This window comes from Novosphingobium sp., assembly GCF_020852455.1.
Classification (GTDB): domain Bacteria; phylum Pseudomonadota; class Alphaproteobacteria; order Sphingomonadales; family Sphingomonadaceae; genus Novosphingobium.
Window position 1 is genome coordinate 312,220 of record NZ_JADZAT010000028.1, and the last position, 15,312, is coordinate 327,531.

Here is a 15,312-nt window from a genome sequence, read left to right on the forward strand (position 1 = left end):
CCCCCGGCCCGACCACCCGTTGATCGTACCCTATGGGTGGTCGGGCCGGGGGAGTGGGCCGGTGTTGCACTGTTTCAGCCTGGCTGAAACAGAGACTAAAGCCCTCCCGCAATTTCATGTGCGGCGGCGCTGGCGCGATCCTCCGGAACGCCCAGCCCGGTCAGCCCCAGCACCAGCATTTCGCACAGCCGCAGCGCTGCTTCGGCGCGGTTATGGCGGCGCTCGATCACGTTGAGCATCGCCACCTGGCACAGCCCCAGCCAGAACCGGACCCCGCTGGTCTCCGCCTCGCGCCGGGCCAGGCCGGCGGCGACCAGCGCTTCGATATCGGCGCGGATCCCGCGGTTGAGTTCGTGATCGATCGCGGTCGAAGCATCGAGCCCGCGCAGCATGACAATCGCATGGGTCCGCTCGCTCAGTGCAAAGCGCACGCCTTCGCGCATCCCGCCAGCCAGCCGCAGCACCGGATCCTCGACCCCGGCATTGCTGGCCTCGACCCGCCCTTCGAGTTCGGCCCGGACCGCTTCGGCCACTGCATGGCCAAAACCGGGCTTGTCGGTGAAGTGGTTGAAGAAGCTGCCCTTGGCCACCCCGGCGCGGGCCACCACCTCATCAATCGCGATCGCGTCGATCGGGCGTTCGGCCAGCAGTTCGAACCCGGCGGCCAGCAAGGCCTGGCGGGTTCGCGCGGCACGGGGATGAAGGGCAGCGGAAGCCACGAACGAAACTCCTCTTGACTGTTTGGTCAACTACACATAATTGACCAAACAGTCAACTGCGAATCACAGCATATTCGCATGCCAGGGAGAACTGCCGTGAGCACGATCCGAGTCGAGGACATTGCCCATGTCCGCTATGCCGCGCCCGATCTGGGCACAATGCGGGCCTTCCTGGAAGACTTCGGGATGCACTGCTTCGAAGCCGGCGGCAGGCTCTATGCCAAGGGCAGCGATGGCCGCGCCTTCATCCACGTGACCGAACCGGGCGAAGCCAGGTTCCTGGCGATCGGCTTCCGCGCCGAAACGGTCGAGGACCTTGAAAGACTGGCCGCTGCCGAAGGCCTGGCGGTTGAGGACAGCGGCGAACCGGGCGGCGGCAAGCTGGTGCGCCTGACCGATCCCGATGGCTACACGGTCGAGATTGTCGCCGGCCAGGCCAAGGGCGTTGCAGCCGCCCTGCCCGCCGACCAGCCGTTCAACACCGCCGCAGCCAAGCCGCGCTTCCGCAAGACCGTGCGGCTCGATCCCAGCCCGGCCCACGTCAAGCGGATCGGCCATGCCGTGCTCAAGGTGCGTGACTTCCGCAGGAGCGAAAAGTGGTACAAGGACCGCTTCGGCTTCCTGACTTCGGACGAGGTCGAGGCAGCCAGGGACGTGCCGGTGGGCGCCTTCATGCGCTGCGACCGGGGCGACAAGCCGGCCGATCACCACACCCTGTTTCTGGCGCAATTGCCGGGTGACCTTGGCATCCTGCATGCCGCTTTCGAAGTGTCGAACCTTGACGACCTGATGCTGGGCCACCAGCACCTCAAGGCGAAGAAGCGCGAAGCGGCCTGGGGCGTGGGCCGCCACATCATGGGCAGCCAGGTGTTCGACTACTGGAAGGACCCTTTCGGCAACGAGCTGGAACACTGGACAGATGGCGACCTGTTCACCGCCAAGGATCCGCCCAACGTGATGCCGATGAGCGCGCTGCTGGCGGTGCAGTGGGGCAGCCCGCACCCGATGTTCGCCGGCAAGATGCCGCCGCCCGCCGGACTCGTCTCGTTCTTCATGGCGCTGCGGCTTCGCGTGCTGCGCCTGTTCTCCCGCCAGTCAAAGGAAGCTGCCGCATGAAACTCTGCACCTATACCGCCCAGGGCCAGACCCGCACCGGGATCGTCGTTGATGGCACCGTGATCGATACCGGCGTGCCCGGCAGCATGATCGACCTAATCAAGGACTGGGATGCGCTGAAGCCCCAGCTTGAGGCCAAGGCGGCGGCGGGCGGCGGCGTGCCGCTCAGCTCGGTCAAGCTCGAGGCCCCGGTCCAGCGCCCGGGCAAGATCTTTGCGATCGGGCTCAACTATGCCGACCATATCGAGGAATCGAAGATGGGCACGCCCGAAAAGCAGGTCTGGTTCACCAAGGCCCAGACCAGCGTCAACGCCCCCTACGACCCGATCCTGATCGCCCGCGGTGCCTTCACCAACGATTACGAGGCCGAACTGGTCGCAGTGATCGGCAAGGGCGGCAAGCACATCGGCGGTGCTGACGCCCCGGCTGCGGTCTTCGGCTATTGCGTCGGCAACGACGTGACCGAGCGCATGGCCCAGCATGCCACCCCGCAGTGGTCGTTCGGCAAGAGCTTTGACACCCACGCGCCGATGGGCCCGTGGATCGTTACCGCCGATGAACTGGGCGATCCGCACACCCTGGGCATTCGCTGCTTCGTGAACGGCGAAAAGCGCCAGGATTCGAACACCCGGCACCTGGTCTTCAACGTCTGGCAGCAGGTCGAGCACCTTTCGATGGGGATGACGCTAGAGCCGGGCGATTGCCTGTTCACCGGCACCCCCGGCGGGATCGGCGCAGCGATGGATCCGCGCCAGTTCCTGAAGGCCGGTGATGTGGTGCGCACCGAAATCGACGGGCTGGGCCACATCGAAGGCACAATGGTGGCGGAGGGCTGAAGGCGATGGCTTACGATTGCGATGTCCTGATTGTCGGCGGTGGACCCGCCGGGGTGACCTTGGCGGTGCTGCTGGCGCAGCAGGGCACGTCGGTGCTGGTCGCCGAAAAGGAAGCCGCGATCTATCCGCTGCCGCGCGCCGCGCATCTCGATCATGAAGTGATGCGGATCCTGCAGGAAGCGGGCGTCGCGGATGAGGTTGCGCGGACCAGCCGGACCACCGCCCGCTATGACTTTCTCACCGCCGACCGCCAGGTGCTGCTGCGGTTCGAAGGGTCGGACCAGATCGGCCCCGGCGGCTGGCCGGGGGCGAACATGATCCATCAGCCTTCGGTTGAGCAGGCGCTGCGTGCGCAGCTGGCCGCCCTGCCCAAGGCGCGGCTGGAATGCCGCTGGGAAATGACCGGCTTCGTCGAGGACGCCGACGGCGTGACGGCAACTCTGGCCACGCCCGCAGGCGAACGGCAGCTCCGCGCCCGCTATCTGGTCGGCGCCGATGGTGCGCGCAGCCCGGTGCGCACCGCCAGCCAGATTGCATTCGAGGACCTGGGCTTTGAAGAGCCCTGGCTGGTGGTTGACGCGCTGGTCGATGACTATTCGAAGCTGCCCGATATCAACCTGCAGATCTGCGATCCGGCCCGGCCAACCACCTGCGTCTTGATGGGCGAAGGGCGGCACCGCTGGGAATTCATGATCCTGCCGGGAGAGAGCGCCGAACAGGTCAGCCAGGATGTCTTCGTCGAAAAGCTGCTTGAGCCCTGGGGGGTCAAGGATGCGGTGCGGCTGGAGCGCAAGGCGGTCTATACCTTCCAGGCGCGGATCGCGCAGCAATGGCGCAAGGGCCGGGTGCTGCTGGCCGGCGATGCCGCGCACCAGACCCCGCCGTTTGCCGGGCAGGGCATGTGTTCGGGCCTGCGTGACGTCCACAACCTGGCCTGGAAGCTGACCGCGGTGCTGCGCGGCGCCGATGACACCCTGCTCGACACCTACCAGACCGAGCGCGGCCCCAACCTGCGCGCGACGATCGACATGGCGGTGATGATGGGCCGCACGGTCTGCATCACCGATCCCGCCGCCGCCGCCATGCGCAACGAACAGATGCTGGCCGCGCGCGCCGCCGGACATTCGCCTGATGGCAATGTGTCCTATCCGCCGATCGGCGAAGGCGCGGTGCTGCCGGGCACGCCCGCTGCGGGCAGCTATTTCCCGCAGCCGGTCGCAGCCGATGGCACCCGGCTCGACACGGTGCTGGGCTCTGGTCACTGGCTGCTGGCCCGCAGTGATCTCGACCGGGCGGACCTGGCCCCGTTCCGGGACCAGCTGGAAGGCTGGTTCGCCAAGACCGGAGTCGAGGCGGTGCTGGTCCGGCCCGACCGGCAAGTCTTCGGCAGCGGCGATCCGGACAGTCTGAAGGCAGCCTGGGCGGCCCTGGTCGGCGCCTGAGCCGCAAGCAGGCTTTCCTACTGGCGGGCAAGCTGCCATCATTGCCGCACGGCAAAGCAGGCCGGTTTTTGATTTCGTGAACCCTGTGAACTTTGTCAGGTTCCAGCGTCCAGCAACAACGGCGTGCCATGACCCAGCAACCCAAGACCACGGTGTTCGAATACATGTCGGGCCTGGCGCGCGAACTGGGCGCGATCAACCTGGGACAGGGTTTCCCCGAGATGGAGGAGCCCCCCGAACTGATCGCCGCTGCCCAGCGCGCGCTGGCGCAGCGATCGAACCAGTACCCGCCGATGCGCGGCCTGCCCGATCTGCGCGCGGCGATCCGGGGCTATTACGCGCGGACGCAAGGGCTGGATCTGGCCGATGAAAGCGTGGTGGTCACCTCAGGCGGGACCGAGGCGCTGGCCGCCAGCCTGTTCGCGCTGGTTCGCCCGGGCGACGAGGTGGTGCTGGTCCAGCCGCTTTACGATGCCTACCTGCCGCTGGTCGAATGGGCCGGCGGCACCGCCAGGTTCGTCAGCCTGACCCCGCCCGACTGGACTTTCCCGCTGGACGCGCTGGCCGCGGCGATCGGGCCCAGGACCCGGGGCATCGTGCTCAACACCCCGAACAACCCGGTCGGCACCATGCTCGATCGCGCCACGCTCGAAGCGATCGGCGCGCTGTGCGAGACGCATGACCTGTGGGTGCTGTGCGACGAGGTCTGGGAGGGCATGGTGTTCGACGGCACGCCGCACGTTTCGCCGCTGGCGATCCCGGCGCTGGCCGGGCGTTCGGTCAAGGTCGGTTCGGCCGGCAAGATCTTTTCGATGACCGGCTGGAAGGTCGGCTGGGCAGTCGCCGCACCCGAACTGGCTGCGCAGATCGCCGCGCGCCACCAGTTCCTGACCTTCACCACCGCAACGCCGCTGCAATGGGCGGTGGCCGAAGCCTTCGCGCTCCCTGCGGCCTGGCACCGGGACCACCGTGCGCGTTATGCCAAGGCCAAGGCGCGGCTGGTCGCGGGGCTGGAGGCGGCGGGCTTTGCCGTGCTGCCCGCCAGCGGCACCTGGTTCGTGACGATCGACCTCGCCGCATCAGGCCTGCCGGCCGATGACCTGGCGGTGTCCGAGCGGCTGGTGCGCGAGGCCGGGGTCGCCTCGATCCCGGTATCGGCCTTCTATGCCGAGGCGCCCGAGCGCGGCTATCTGCGGCTGTGTTTTACCAAGCCCGATGCTGTTCTGGATGAAGCGATCGCGCGGCTGGCAAGGTTCAGATAGGCTGTGTCAGCAGGTCTGGCACTTGCCGCCGCCGCCCTTGCGGCATGGGTCGCGTTCGATCCCGTAGTCACAATCGCGGCCCTAGGGCACTTCGAGCCGGTAGCCCACACCGCGGATCGTCTTGATCCGGTCATTGCCGACCTTGCGGCGCAGCCGCGCAACCTGCACTTCGACCGCATTGTCGGTCAATCCCGCGCCGTCAGCGCCCAGCGCAGCGCGAATCGCATCGCGGGTCACCACATGGTGCTGGCCCAGCATCAGCGCCTGGACCAGCCGGAATTCATTGCGGGTCAGATAAAGGCAGCGCCCATCAAGCCAGGCACAGCGCGCCTTCAAATCAAGATCGAGCCCGCCCTTGGTGATCCGGTTCGACGGCTGGCCGGAACTGCGCCGGATGATCGCCCGCAGCCGCGCGGCGACCTCTTCAGAGCGGACCGGCTTGAACACATAGTCATCGGCCCCGGCATCGAGCGCATCGACCTTGTCGCGCCAGGCGCCGCGCGGCGAGAGCACCAACAGCGGCTGGCCAATCCCGGCATCGCGCAGCGGCTGGACCATGCTGGCCGGCGATGCATTGCCCAGTGTCTGATCGACCACCAGCGCGGCCGCACGCCCGGCGTTGACGTGCGCCAGCGCGGCTTCGAACGAGCCGACCTGTGTGATCTGGAATCCCGAACCGCCCAGCCGCTGGGCCAGCAGATCGGAAGCACCAGCCTGGTCTTCGATCAGCATCAGATGCATTGCGTCTCCCCAAGTGCGGCACATCAATGCCTGTACCGCCCTGTCAATCCCGCAGTAATGCCGGGAATCCGCGTAGTAGTCAAACGGTCCCGAACTTCGTTTCAACCTCGATCCCGATTTGGTGCAGAAATTGCGTGGGCAGCAGGCCGCCAGCGCAGACAATTACGCTGTCATTGGGCAGGCTTAGCAGGCCCTGCTCGGTTTCCAGCTCAATCGCCTCGGTCCCGATCGAGCGAACCTGGCTGCCCATCAGCGCAGTCATCGTTCCGTCAGCGATCAGCGCCGCCACCCGGTCGCGGTTCTTGGCGCGGGCTCGCTGGAAGGCCTGGCCGCGATAGGACAGGGTTACCTGCGTACCGGGCTGATCGGCCAGCTGCGCGGCGGCTTCCAGCGCGCTGTCGCCTCCGCCCACCACCAGCACGCGCTGGCCGGCGTACTGTTCGGGATCGATCAGGCGATAGAGCACCTTGGACTGCTCTTCACCCGGCACCCCCAGCGGGCGCGGCGTACCGCGCCGGCCGATCGCCAGCAGCACCGTCCGGGTGCGATAGCGCCCGCGCGAGGTGACCACCTCGAACAGGTCGCCGGTCCGCTCGACCTGGGTGACCTGTTCCTCGAACTGCGGCTTGAGCCCGGTCCGCGCCAGCACATCTTCCCAGAAGGCCAGCAATCGTTCCTTGCTGATCTCGCCAAACCGCACCTCGCCGATCAGTGGCAGCTTGGCCGGGGCGGTCATCACCACCTTGCCGCGCGGGAAGTGCGCGACAGTACCGCCCAGGCTCGACTGGTCGATCGTCACGAAGCGCAGGCCGGCTTCCATCGCGCCAAGGCTGGCGGCGATGCCGGCCGGACCGCAGCCGACGATCACCACGTCGAGCGCGGGATCGCCCACGGCAATCCGCCTGGCCTGCGCCGCCGCAGCGGCAATCGCCTGGCGGCCCTGCTCGATCGCGTTCTTGATCAGGCCCATCCCGCCCAGTTCGCCAGCGATGTAAACGCCCGGCACGCTGGTTTCGAATTCGGGGCTGAGCAGCGGGATATCGACCCCCCGGGTGGCCGTGCCGAAGACCAGGGTGATGGCCTGGGTCGGACAGGCCGTAGCACAGGCCCCGTGACCCACGCACATGGTCGGTTCGATCAGCGCGGCCTTGCCGTCGATCACGCCCAGGATCTTCTTCTCGGGGCAGGCCCGAACACACGAGGCGCAGCCCAGGCACTTGGCCGGATCGATCACCGGGTGCAGCGAGTTGGGCTCCATCAAGCCGGCCTGGCGGTTGTCCTCCAGCACCTCGCGCGCCTTGGCCGAACGCCGCCTTGCCGCGAACGTCCAGACCGCCCAGATCCCGGCCAGGGGCAGGGCATAGACCAGCAGTAGCGGATCGAAAGCCATGGTCAGGCGCCCGGCACTCCAACCGCCTTGGCTGCGGCATCGACCGTTGCCAGCCCGGCGGCATCCCCGGCCAGCGCCTTGCGCGCGGTGGCCAGATCCTTTGCGGCCTGGTCCTGCTGCTTCAGCACCATCCGCGAGCGCAGCAGCATGGCCCAGCCTTCGGGGTTCTTGGGGTTGGCAGCCAGCTTGCTCGCCAGCCCCGAAACCATCGAATCGACCGAAGCCTGACGCTGGTCAGCGGGCATCGCACTGGCGGCCGCCATCTGTTCAGGCGTTGGCCCGGCAACCCCGCCAGCCGGCGCGGCGGCGGCAGCAGAAGGCCCGGCAGCCTTGACCTTGAGCCGCCCGGACACGTCGATCCCCAGCTTCGCGGCCGTATCCTTGATCTGCTTTTGCACGTCAGGCTGCCACGGCGCATCGGCCGAACCGGAGTTGGCCAGCGCGATCCACTTGTCGAGCGCCTCCTTGGCCTTGCCGTTCTGGGCCAGCCACAGGCCATCGAAATAGCGTGCCCGCGGCTCAGCCGGATCAAGCTGCAGCGCCTTGTCGAATTCCGCCTTGGCTTCGGGCGTCACCTTGCCCCCCGCAACCCCGACCAGCGCTTCGCCATAGCCGGCGCGCACGGTGGCATTGTTCGGCAGCAGCTGCAGCGCCCGCTTGTAGGGTGCCAGCGCCTGCTGCGGGCGCTGGGTCATGACATAGGACCAGCCGAGCATCCGCCAGCCTTCGCCGTCATTGGGTTCCTTTTCAAGCCGCTGGGCCAGCCGCTGGATCATTGAATCGACATCATCGAGCTTCTGGTCGGCCCCGGCCACCGGTACGGCGGGAACGGATGATGTTTCATCCTCACCGGGCCGGAACAGCAGGATCGCTATGGCCGCAGCAACCAGTCCGCCCGCACCAAGCAGCAACTTGCGGTTGGTTCCGGCGGCACCCGGCTCTGCCGCTGCGACAGAACTCTCGTCCGACGGCGCCGATCCACCCGGATCGCCATCGCGCGATTGCCAGACCCGCATGCCGACGATGCCAAGCGCGATTCCCGCCAAAGCGGTGAGGACATACTGCAACATTCGCGAACCGATCCCTTTCCCAGCGGCACGCCTGCGCGCACCGCCTTGCCTTTCCCTTCCCTGACGCCGATCGGACAGGTCAAAGCTTACGCCAACCTGTCAAATCGGCCGATCAGCGCTGTCTTGCCCGCAGGCAGCGATGAAACGAGTCGGCAAAATGCCCCCCTTCGAAACCAAACGCTAAGCATGATCTGGCAATTGGCCCTGAACGCCAATCTGCAGGAATACAGACTGACAATGGCTACTAGGGCGCAAACATTCCAAGTTTCGGGTCAACGGACAGGGTTAACCGCCAGTTCGATCGAACGCATCGTATCCATGCTGGTGCTGGCCGGCGTGGTGGTGGCGATCGTTTACGGCTGGCTGCACCGTGACGAAGACTGGATCAACCCCGAACAGGGAATCGGCTACTGGCTGGGGATCCTGGGCGGCTCGATGATGCTGCTGTTGCTGGGCTATCCGCTGCGCAAGCGGGCGAAGCCGGCCAGCAAGAGCGTTGGCACGGTCGGCTTCTGGTTCCGCTTTCACATGCTGCTGGGGCTGCTGGGGCCGCTGGCGATCCTGTACCATTCGCGGTTTTCCTGGGGCGCGCTCAACAGCGCAATGGCGCTGGGGGCGATGATTGTGGTGGCCAGCAGCGGCCTGATCGGCCGGTTCTTCTACTCACGCGTCCACCGCGGCTATTCCGGCCGCAAGCTTGAGCTGCGCGCGCTGAAGCAGGAAATGGACGAAATGCTGGCCAAGATGGAAGCGGCCGGGATCTCGCATGAAGCAGTGCTGGCCGGGATCCAGCCGTTCGAGGATCGCGCGGTCAAGGCCGGCGGTGCCTTCTGGTCAAGCGCGGGTGCAGTGCTGACGCTGGGGGTCGAAACCCGCTTTGCCAAGCGCCGGATGCTGGCCGACCTGCCGCGCGGTGCCGACCGCCGCCTGCTGACCCTGCGCGCCTTGCTGGACGACTATTTCGAAGCGGTCCGCCGCGCTGCCGAGTTCGCATTCTATGACAGGCTGCTGCGGCTGTGGCACCTGCTGCACCTGCCGCTGTTCATCCTGCTGGTTGCCGCCGCCGTGCTGCATATCGTTGCGGTGCACATGTACTGATGCGCAACTGGCGGGCGATCGTCTGGCTGCTGGTGCTATGCCTGGCGGCGCCCGTCATGGGGCAATCGATCATGGAAAAGCTGGTCACGCCAGGCCCGCTTTCCGGCGCCCATGCCAGGCTTGAGGCCAAGTGCGACAGCTGCCATTCCTCGTTCCGCAAGGAGGCGCAGAACGGGCGCTGCCTGGCCTGTCACAAGGGCGTGGCGACCGATGTTGCCACCGGGACCAAGTTCCATGGCAAGTTCAACCCGGCCCGCACCGGGGCCTGCAAGAGCTGCCATAGCGAGCACAAGGGCCGGGGCGGCCTCATTGTGCTGAACCAGCGCACCTTCAACCATGCCTTCACCGATTTCGCGCTGACCGGCGCGCATGCCCGGGCCAAGTGCACCAGCTGCCACCGCGGCAACGACTATCGCGGGCGTCCGCGCGATTGCGCCGGGTGCCACGGGCCGTTCGATCCGCACAAGGGCCAGCTGGGCCGCAATTGCCAGAACTGCCACACCACCAGTGCCTGGAAGCCGGTTCAGGGCTTCAACCACGCCTCGACCGGGTTCGCGCTGACTGGTGCGCACCGCGCGGTGGCGTGCATGACCTGCCACGCCGGCCAGAAGTGGAAACTGCCCGAAACCTGCGTTTCGTGTCACGCCCGCGACGATGCGCATCGCGGCTCACGCGGGACCAATTGCGCCAGTTGCCACACCACGGCGAACTGGAATTCGGCCACCTTCGATCACAGCACCACCGGGTTTCCGCTGGTCGGCCAGCATGCCACGGCGGCTTGCGCCGGCTGCCATGGTCCCGGCAATGCCAACAAGCACCCGGCGCGTGACTGCAATTCGTGCCATGCCAAGGACGATACCCACAAGGGCCAGAACGGCCCCAATTGCGCCAGTTGCCACAATCCGCGCAGCTGGACCCAGACCAGCTTCGATCATGACACGATGACCCGCTTTGCGCTGAAGGGCGCGCACCGCCAGGCTCAGTGTCAGGCCTGCCACAAGCAGCCAGCCAAGCTGGTCAAGCCGCCGGTCACCTGCATTGGCTGCCACACCCAGGACGATGCCCACAAGGGCGGCAACGGGCCGGACTGCGAACGCTGCCACACCGTCACCAGCTGGAAGGTGGTCAGCTTCAACCACAACACGATGACCCGTTTCCCGCTGGCCGGGAAACACGCCCAGGCCAAATGCGAAAGCTGCCACACCAAGCCGCCCAAGGAGCTGAAGCTGCAGACGCAGTGCGCCGCCTGTCATGCCAAGGACGACAAGCACCTTGGCAAGCTGGGACCGGATTGCGGCAAGTGCCACACGGCCGACGGCTGGGCGATCGGGGTCCGCTTCACCCATGACCTCACGCGCTTCCCGCTGCTGGGCAAGCATGCCCAGCTGGCCTGCACCGCCTGCCATGCCGACAAGACCTTCAGCGCCAAGGGCACCACCTGCGCCGCCTGCCATGCTGACGATCACCACAAGGGCACCCTGGGCACGCCGGCACCGTGCCAGACCTGCCACAATTCGACCGACTGGAAGGCCTGGCGCTTCAACCACGACACACAGACAAAATTCAGTCTGACCGGCAAGCACCAGGGGCTGATCTGTTCGGCCTGCCATGTCCGCGCCGGCGATCCGGCCCGGACCGGCAACCAGTGCATCGACTGCCACCGCCGCAACGATCCGCACCGCGGCGGCTTTGGCGAAGACTGCGCGCGGTGCCACACCACCAACAATTTCAGCGAGATCATCATTCGCAACGGGCGGCCCGGCGGTTGATCGAAACCTGACATTAACTTTACAATCCGCAGTCCATTCCGGTGAAGCGATGGTCCAAGGCGGTCAAGGGAGCACCCCGGTATACCATTCCCTTTCCGCAGCCGTTTAGGGTTTGCGGGCAATGAGCCGACTATCGGCCACCCGGAACCGGTCCGGGAGGTGGGTTCGCAAAGTGGATGGGTGCCTTGCCGCGCAGAACGATCACGGCAATGCTGGGGTTCCTGATGGCGCTGCTGTTCGCAGTGCTAAGCCCTTCCGTGTCTGCAGCACCGCCAACCAAATTCGACCATTTCAAGACCGGCTTCCCGCTGACCGGCGCCCATGCCACGGTGAAGTGCGAAAGCTGCCACGCCAATGGCCAGTTCGACGGCACGCCCAGGGACTGCAAGGCTTGCCACAATTCGGTCCGCGCCACCGGCCTGCCGGCCAACCACCTGCGCACCGAGGACAATTGCGACAGCTGCCACACCACCAAACAGTGGCAGGTCAGCAAGTTCGATCACTCCAAGTATTCGGGCACCTGCGCCGGCTGCCACAACGGGGTGCAGGCGGTGGGCAAGCCATCAAGCCACATCCAGACCGCGCAGGAATGCAGCGCCTGCCATACGACCAACAACTGGAACGCAGCCCGGTTTGACCATACCGGCGTTACCGGCAACTGCGCCAGTTGCCATGATGGCCGCAAGGCCACCGGCAAGGGCAGCACCCACCTGCCGACCACCAAGGATTGCAGCACCTGCCATGGCACCAACGGCTGGGCCGGTGCCAGATTCGATCACGCCGGGGTGACCGGCGATTGCGCCAGCTGTCACAACGGCACCACCGCCAAGGGCAAGCCGGCCAGCCACTTGCCGACCAACAATGCCTGCGCCGATTGTCACAAGGTTGCAGCCTGGACTCCGGCGACTTTCAACCACGCCGATACCAGCGCGACCTGCTCGACCTGCCACAACGGGACCAGGGCCAAGGGCAAGGGCGCCACCCACATCGCCACCACCGCCGAATGCAGCCAGTGTCATACCAGCACGGCCTGGACCCCGGCCAGCTTCAGCCACAGCGGCGTAACCGGCAACTGCGCCAGTTGCCACAACGGCACCAGCGCCACCGGCAAATCGTCGAGCCACATCAGCACCAATACCAATTGCCAGGATTGCCACACCACCACCGCCTGGGCCCCGGCCAAGGCGGTCAACCATGCCGACGTGATCGGCACCTGCTCGAGCTGCCACAACGGGACCAAGGCCAAGGGCAAGCCAAGTACCCACGTGCCCACCAGCCAGGAATGCTCCAGCTGCCACAGCACCGCCGCCTGGACCCCCGCAAGCTTCAACCACAGCGGGGTAACCGCAGCCTGTTCGACCTGTCACAACGGCACCCAGGCCACCGGCAAGTCGAGCGCGCATATCGCCACCAACAACAATTGCCAGGATTGCCACACCACTTCGGTCTGGACACCCGCCAAGGCGGTCAACCACGCCGACGTGATCGGCACCTGTTCGAGCTGTCACAACGGCACCAAGGCCAAGGGCAAGAGCGCGACCCATATTGCCACCACGGCAGAATGCAGCCAGTGTCACTCCACCAATGGCTGGACCCCGGCGAACTTCAACCACGCCAATGCCACCGGCACCTGCTATTCCTGCCACAATGGCACCAATGCCACCGGCAAATCATCGACCCATATCAACACCAACACCAATTGTGCTGATTGCCACACCACCACGGCCTGGGCTCCGGCCAAGACGGTCAATCATGCTGATGTGATCGGCACCTGTTCCAGCTGCCACAACGGCACCAAGGCCAAGGGCAAATCGGCCACGCACATCCCGACCACGCAGGAATGTTCAACCTGCCACAGCACCACAGCCTGGACCCCGGCAACCTTCAGCCACAGCGGCGTGACCGCAGCCTGCTCGACCTGCCACAACGGCACCAATGCGACGGGCAAAAGCGCCAGCCACATCACCACCAACAACAACTGCCAGGACTGCCACACCACTTCGGTCTGGACACCCGCCAAGGCGGTCAACCATGCCGATGTGATCGGCACCTGTTCCAGCTGTCACAATGGCACCAAGGCCAGTGGCAAGAGCGCGACCCATATCGCCACCACCGCCGAATGTTCGACCTGCCACAGCACGACCGCCTGGACCCCGGCGAACTTCAGCCACGCCAACGCCACGGGCTCTTGTGCGTCGTGCCACAACGGCACCAACGCGACGGGTAAATCCGCAACGCACATCAACACCAACAGCAACTGCCAGGATTGCCACACCACCGTGGCCTGGGCCCCGGCCAAGGCGGTCAACCATGCCGACGTGATCGGCACCTGCTCCAGCTGCCACAACGGCACCAAGGCCAGCGGCAAGAGCGCGACCCACATCGCCACCACCGCCGAATGTTCGACCTGCCACAGCACCACCGCCTGGACCCCGGCGAACTTCAGCCACAGCAATGTGACCGGCACCTGCGCTTCGTGCCACAACGGCACCAATGCCACCGGCAAGAGTGCAACGCACATCAACACCAACAGCAATTGCCAGGATTGCCACACCACCACCGCCTGGGCTCCGGCCAAGACGGTCAACCACGCCGACGTTATCGGCACCTGTTCGAGCTGCCACAACGGCAGCACTGCGATGGGCAAGCCGGCCACCCACATCGCCACAACCGCGCAGTGCAGCGATTGCCATTCCACCACCGCGTGGACCCCGGCGAACTTCAGTCACAGCAATGTGACCGGCAGCTGCTATTCGTGCCACAACGGCACCAATGCCACCGGCAAATCGGCCACCCATATCGCCACCAACAATGTCTGCGAAGACTGCCACACCAGCGCCGCCTGGGCTCCGGCCAAGACGGTCAACCACAACGATGTGATCGGCACCTGCTCAAGCTGCCACAACGGCAGCGTGGCCCTGGGCAAGCCCGCGACCCATATCGCCACCACCGCGCAGTGCAGCGATTGCCATTCCACCACCGCGTGGACCCCAGCCAATTTCAGCCACGCCAACGTGACCAGCAGTTGTTCGACCTGCCACAACGGCACCCAGGCGACCGGCAAGAACGCGACCCACGTCAACACCACCAACACCTGCGGCGATTGCCACACCACCGTCGCCTGGGTCCCGATCAAGACGTTCAATCACGCAGACGCGATCGGCACCTGCGCCAGCTGCCACAACGGCACCGCCGCGCCGGGCAAATCGCCCACGCACATCAATTCGACCAGCAATTGCGATTATTGCCACGTGACCACCGCCTGGACTGCGGCGACGATGGATCACACCCAGGCGCTTGGCACCTGCGCCAGCTGTCACAACGGCACCACCGCCATGGGCAAGCCGGCCACGCACATTGCCACCACTGCCGATTGCAGCACCTGCCACCGCACCACTGCCTGGCTGCCCGCCTCGGTCGATCACACCACTGTCGGGACCAATTGTTCGAGCTGCCACAACGGCACCAATGCCACCGGCAAATCGGCCACCCATTTCATCACCACGCTGCAATGCGGAACCTGCCACCGCACCAGCGCCTGGGTGCCGACGCTGACCTTCACCCACAGCTCGCCAAACTATCCGGGTACCCACTCCCGCGCGCTGCTGTGCAGCGATTGTCACACCACCAATTCGCAGACTGTGCCCTATCGCTCCCCCAGCTACACGGGCACCTGCGCGGCGTGCCACTCCAATGACTACAAGCAGAGCGAGCACAAGAAATATGAAAGCCCGACAACGGCTTACTACACTGTGTCCGAGCTGCGCGACTGCACCGGCGCCTGCCACCTCTATACCAACAGCTCGATGACCACGATCAAGGAACGGCGATCGGGAGAGCATCGGGTTAGTTCTTCCGACTTCTGATCC

General features: G+C 65.8%; 11 protein-coding genes. 7 read left to right on the plus strand and 4 right to left on the minus strand.

Annotated elements, in window-relative coordinates:
- Nucleotides 1–95: 95 nt before the first annotated feature.
- Complete coding sequence (locus IT549_RS13430) at nt 96–719, minus strand: TetR/AcrR family transcriptional regulator (RefSeq protein WP_292974011.1); 624 nt, start codon at nt 717–719, stop codon at nt 96–98.
- Between the two features lie 96 nt (nt 720–815).
- Here IT549_RS13430 and IT549_RS13435 point away from each other — a divergent pair, with 96 nt between their 5' ends.
- From IT549_RS13435 to IT549_RS13450, 4 genes are all read left to right on the plus strand, one after another.
- On the plus strand, nt 816–1,835 hold the full coding sequence (locus IT549_RS13435; protein WP_292974013.1) for a VOC family protein: 1,020 nt from the start codon (nt 816–818) through the stop codon (nt 1,833–1,835).
- Nucleotides 1,832–2,671: a fumarylacetoacetate hydrolase family protein gene (locus IT549_RS13440; RefSeq protein WP_292974015.1), complete on the plus strand. Its 840-nt coding sequence runs from the start codon at nt 1,832–1,834 to the stop codon at nt 2,669–2,671. Before IT549_RS13435 ends, IT549_RS13440 begins: the two co-directional genes overlap by 4 nt.
- Before the next feature lie 5 nt (nt 2,672–2,676).
- Nucleotides 2,677–4,113, plus strand: a complete 1,437-nt coding sequence (locus IT549_RS13445) for a bifunctional 3-(3-hydroxy-phenyl)propionate/3-hydroxycinnamic acid hydroxylase (protein WP_292974017.1) — start codon at nt 2,677–2,679, stop codon at nt 4,111–4,113.
- 128 nt (nt 4,114–4,241) lie between these two features.
- Nucleotides 4,242–5,375: an aminotransferase gene (locus IT549_RS13450; protein WP_292974019.1), complete on the plus strand. Its 1,134-nt coding sequence runs from the start codon at nt 4,242–4,244 to the stop codon at nt 5,373–5,375.
- Nucleotides 5,376–5,456: 81 nt separating this feature from the next.
- On the opposite strand, the gene IT549_RS13455 is transcribed toward IT549_RS13450, so the two are convergent.
- From IT549_RS13455 to IT549_RS13465, 3 genes are all read right to left on the minus strand, one after another.
- The gene (locus tag IT549_RS13455) at nt 5,457–6,107 is read right to left on the minus strand and encodes a response regulator transcription factor (RefSeq protein WP_292974021.1); all 651 of its coding nucleotides are present in this window, start codon (nt 6,105–6,107) and stop codon (nt 5,457–5,459) included.
- Between the two features lie 88 nt (nt 6,108–6,195).
- Entirely contained in the window at nt 6,196–7,506 is a 1,311-nt protein-coding gene (locus IT549_RS13460) for an NAD(P)-binding domain-containing protein (protein ID WP_292974023.1), read from the minus strand.
- A gap of 2 nt (nt 7,507–7,508) precedes the next feature.
- Entirely contained in the window at nt 7,509–8,576 is a 1,068-nt protein-coding gene (locus tag IT549_RS13465) for a hypothetical protein (RefSeq protein ID WP_292974025.1), read from the minus strand.
- Between the two features lie 318 nt (nt 8,577–8,894).
- Between IT549_RS13465 and IT549_RS13470 the strand changes: the two genes are divergently transcribed.
- From IT549_RS13470 to IT549_RS13480, 3 genes are all read left to right on the plus strand, one after another.
- Entirely contained in the window at nt 8,895–9,674 is a 780-nt protein-coding gene (locus IT549_RS13470; RefSeq protein WP_292974027.1) for a hypothetical protein, read from the plus strand.
- The gene (locus IT549_RS13475) at nt 9,674–11,443 is read left to right on the plus strand and encodes a cytochrome c3 family protein (protein WP_292974029.1); all 1,770 of its coding nucleotides are present in this window, start codon (nt 9,674–9,676) and stop codon (nt 11,441–11,443) included. The genes IT549_RS13470 and IT549_RS13475 overlap by 1 nt, the downstream gene beginning before the upstream one ends.
- 209 nt (nt 11,444–11,652) lie before the next feature.
- The gene (locus IT549_RS13480) at nt 11,653–15,309 is read left to right on the plus strand and encodes a cytochrome c3 family protein (protein ID WP_292974031.1); all 3,657 of its coding nucleotides are present in this window, start codon (nt 11,653–11,655) and stop codon (nt 15,307–15,309) included.
- Nucleotides 15,310–15,312: the final 3 nt, after the last annotated feature.

Coding starts and splice junctions, on each gene's coding strand:
- IT549_RS13440 (WP_292974015.1), top strand. CDS start 1,832: ATGAAACTCTGCACCTATACCGCCCAGGGCCAGACCCGCACCGGGATC.
- IT549_RS13445 (WP_292974017.1), top strand. CDS start 2,677: ATGGCTTACGATTGCGATGTCCTGATTGTCGGCGGTGGACCCGCCGGG.
- IT549_RS13450 (WP_292974019.1), top strand. CDS start 4,242: ATGACCCAGCAACCCAAGACCACGGTGTTCGAATACATGTCGGGCCTG.
- IT549_RS13455 (WP_292974021.1), bottom strand. CDS start 6,107: ATGCTGATCGAAGACCAGGCTGGTGCTTCCGATCTGCTGGCCCAGCGG.
- IT549_RS13460 (WP_292974023.1), bottom strand. CDS start 7,506: ATGGCTTTCGATCCGCTACTGCTGGTCTATGCCCTGCCCCTGGCCGGG.
- IT549_RS13465 (WP_292974025.1), bottom strand. CDS start 8,576: ATGTTGCAGTATGTCCTCACCGCTTTGGCGGGAATCGCGCTTGGCATC.
- IT549_RS13470 (WP_292974027.1), top strand. CDS start 8,895: ATGCTGGTGCTGGCCGGCGTGGTGGTGGCGATCGTTTACGGCTGGCTG.
- IT549_RS13475 (WP_292974029.1), top strand. CDS start 9,674: ATGCGCAACTGGCGGGCGATCGTCTGGCTGCTGGTGCTATGCCTGGCG.
- IT549_RS13480 (WP_292974031.1), top strand. CDS start 11,653: ATGCTGGGGTTCCTGATGGCGCTGCTGTTCGCAGTGCTAAGCCCTTCC.